The 2,399-nt window shown below is 65.4% G+C and carries 1 protein-coding gene; it reads right to left on the bottom strand.

Translation table 11 applies throughout. The features are described 5' to 3' along the window. On the bottom strand, positions 1-2,135 hold a 2,135-nt coding region (locus CAPSK01_RS24005), incomplete at its 3' end, for an ATP-binding protein (RefSeq protein WP_273704088.1). Between the last annotated feature and the right edge of the window lie 264 nt (positions 2,136-2,399).

Here is a 2,399-nt window from a genome sequence, read left to right as displayed (position 1 = left end):
AACAACATCGATGCGGTGATCGGCTTGACCAGGTAAGCGTCCAGGCCTACCCGATCCTGCTCGCTGCGCTGCAGCAATTTCTCGCGACTGTGCGCCGTCACCATGATGACCACCGGCGCGGCTTCGGGCGCCAACAACTGGCGCACCCGGAGCAAGGTCTGCCAACCGTCCATGCCCGGCATTTCCCAGTCGACGAGCAAGGCGTCGTAGTTGGGTTGCGCCGCATCGACGCGTGCTTGCACTCGGGCGACGGCCTCGGCACCGCTGCTCGCCACATCGACCTGCCAGCCCCAGGATCGCGCCATGGACGCCAAGACCGAAAGGGCCACCGGGTTGTCGTCGACGACCAGTACCCGCAGCGTCTCGGATGGCCGAACGGCTCGCGAGTCCGCCATTTTGCCGGGCTCGGCGGCAACCGCCAGCGTCAGGACGAAACGGAAGGTGCTTCCCTGGCCAAGCGCGCTCTCGAGCGACAGTTCGCCGCCCATCAGCGCCACCAGCCGGCGCGAGATGGCAAGGCCCAGACCGGTCCCCCCGAAGCGACGATTGGTCGAGGCTTCGGCCTGCGCGAAATCCTCGAAGACGCGCGCCCGGTTTTCCGCCGCGATGCCGATTCCGGTGTCGCGCACCGAGAAGGCCAGCGTGGCGTTTCCGTCGCGGCAGGCCAGCACCTTGACCTGCAAAACGATTTCACCCTTTTCGGTGAACTTGATCGCGTTGCCGCCCAGATTGACCAGCACCTGTTGCAGACACATCGAGTCGCCGACCAGCAGGCGGGGCATGACCGGGTCGATGTCGAACACCACTTCCACCGGTTTGGCGCCGACGCTGATCGACAGGATCATCGACAATTCGCGCAGCAGATGATCCAGACGGAAAGGTTGCGGGTCGATGCTCATTTTTCCGGCGTCGATTTTCGACAGATCCAGTACGCTGTTGAGCAGCTTGAGCAGCAAGTCGGCGGCGCCCGCGGCATTGCTCACGTAGTTGCGCTGCGTCGGCGAAAGCTCGGTGTGGCGCAGGAGCTCGAGCATTCCGAGCACGGCGTTCATCGGTGTGCGCAGTTCGTGACTCATGTTGGCCAGGAACTGCGACTTGGCCAGGTTGGCGTCTTCGGCCGCGCTTCTGGCCTTCTCGAGTTCGCTGGTGCGCCTGGCGACGCGCGTTTCCAGTTCGTCGTTGAGCGCCTTGAGCCTGGACTCGGCGCGCCACAGGTAGCCGGCGAGGGCGAGCAGGAGCAGCAGCAGCAGCAGACTCGACAGGCCGACCACCAGCGAGCGCAGGCGCCAGCCGGCCAGGGCATCGTCGACCGCGATGCCGGCGGCGACATAGAAGGGATAGTGCTCCAGCTGCCGGACACTGACGATGCGCGCCACGCCGTCGAGCGGCGACTGATGCCTCAGGGTCGCCGTCCTGTGGCCGGCCGTGATCGCCGCGCGGGTCGCACTGCCGGGCGGCAAGGGGGTGGCGTGGCTGCCGGTGAGCGCCGGCCAGCGGATGACCGGCGTGAAGGTGTCGCTGCGGAAGACACCAATCGCGCCCTGCGCGCCGACGTCCAGCGACTGGAACAGCTTCTGGAAGAACTCGAGTTCGACCGAGGCACTGACGACGCCGCGGAAGGCGCCCTGCTCGTCACGCATGGCCTGGGCGATGAACATCGCCGGTCGGCCCGTGATACGGGAAATCACGACGGACGAAAAGAACACCCCCGGCTGCGCGCCGTCGCGCGACTGGCGAAAGTAGTCCCGGTCGGCTGCATTCGCCCGTGGTGTGGTCTTGCTCTCGGACGAGTAGATGAGGTCACCGTCGGTATCGAAGACCCGCAGGCCGACGAGTTCCGGAAAATTCACTCGGCGTACGTCCAGCCCGGCATCGATCGCCGCCGCATATTGCGCTACCGCGGCCTTGCTCAGCGCGGCCACCGGCAGGTCGTGCGCGAGTTCGAGAACGTGCGCCTCGGCCCGGCGAAAAGTGGCGTCCAGACGCGTCTCGATGAGCGCCGCATTGTTGCGCGAGGTGGTTTCCGCAAGGCGGATGGCTTCCTCGTAACCCGACCAGATCAGGTAGGCAATGAGCGCGATCACCGCCAGCGCGCCAGCGCCAAAGACGCCGATGGTCCTGCTTCGCTTGTCCATTTTCAACGCTTTCGTCCATGGAGGGGTACTTCAATGTGCATTTCAGTGACCGTGGCGTGGTGACCGACTTCGTCCCCAAGGGCTGAAAGCGCATGCGCCGAGCGGATCAATCCGTACTCAGTTTTGCAAGAACCGACAGATTTCCGCGCTGCAAATCCGCCCGGATCGGCGTCAGGTCGGCTCCGGCCTGCACGACACGGGTGAAGTCCTTGGCCGAACGCGGCGGGCCGACGTACAGGGCGCCAACCAATTCGCCCTGGCGCA

Origin of the sequence: Candidatus Accumulibacter vicinus, assembly GCF_000584955.1 — a bacterium.
Classification (GTDB): domain Bacteria; phylum Pseudomonadota; class Gammaproteobacteria; order Burkholderiales; family Rhodocyclaceae; genus Accumulibacter; species Accumulibacter vicinus.
Note: the sequence above shows the minus strand (reverse complement) of the source record. Positions and strands in the feature narration are given on the sequence as shown.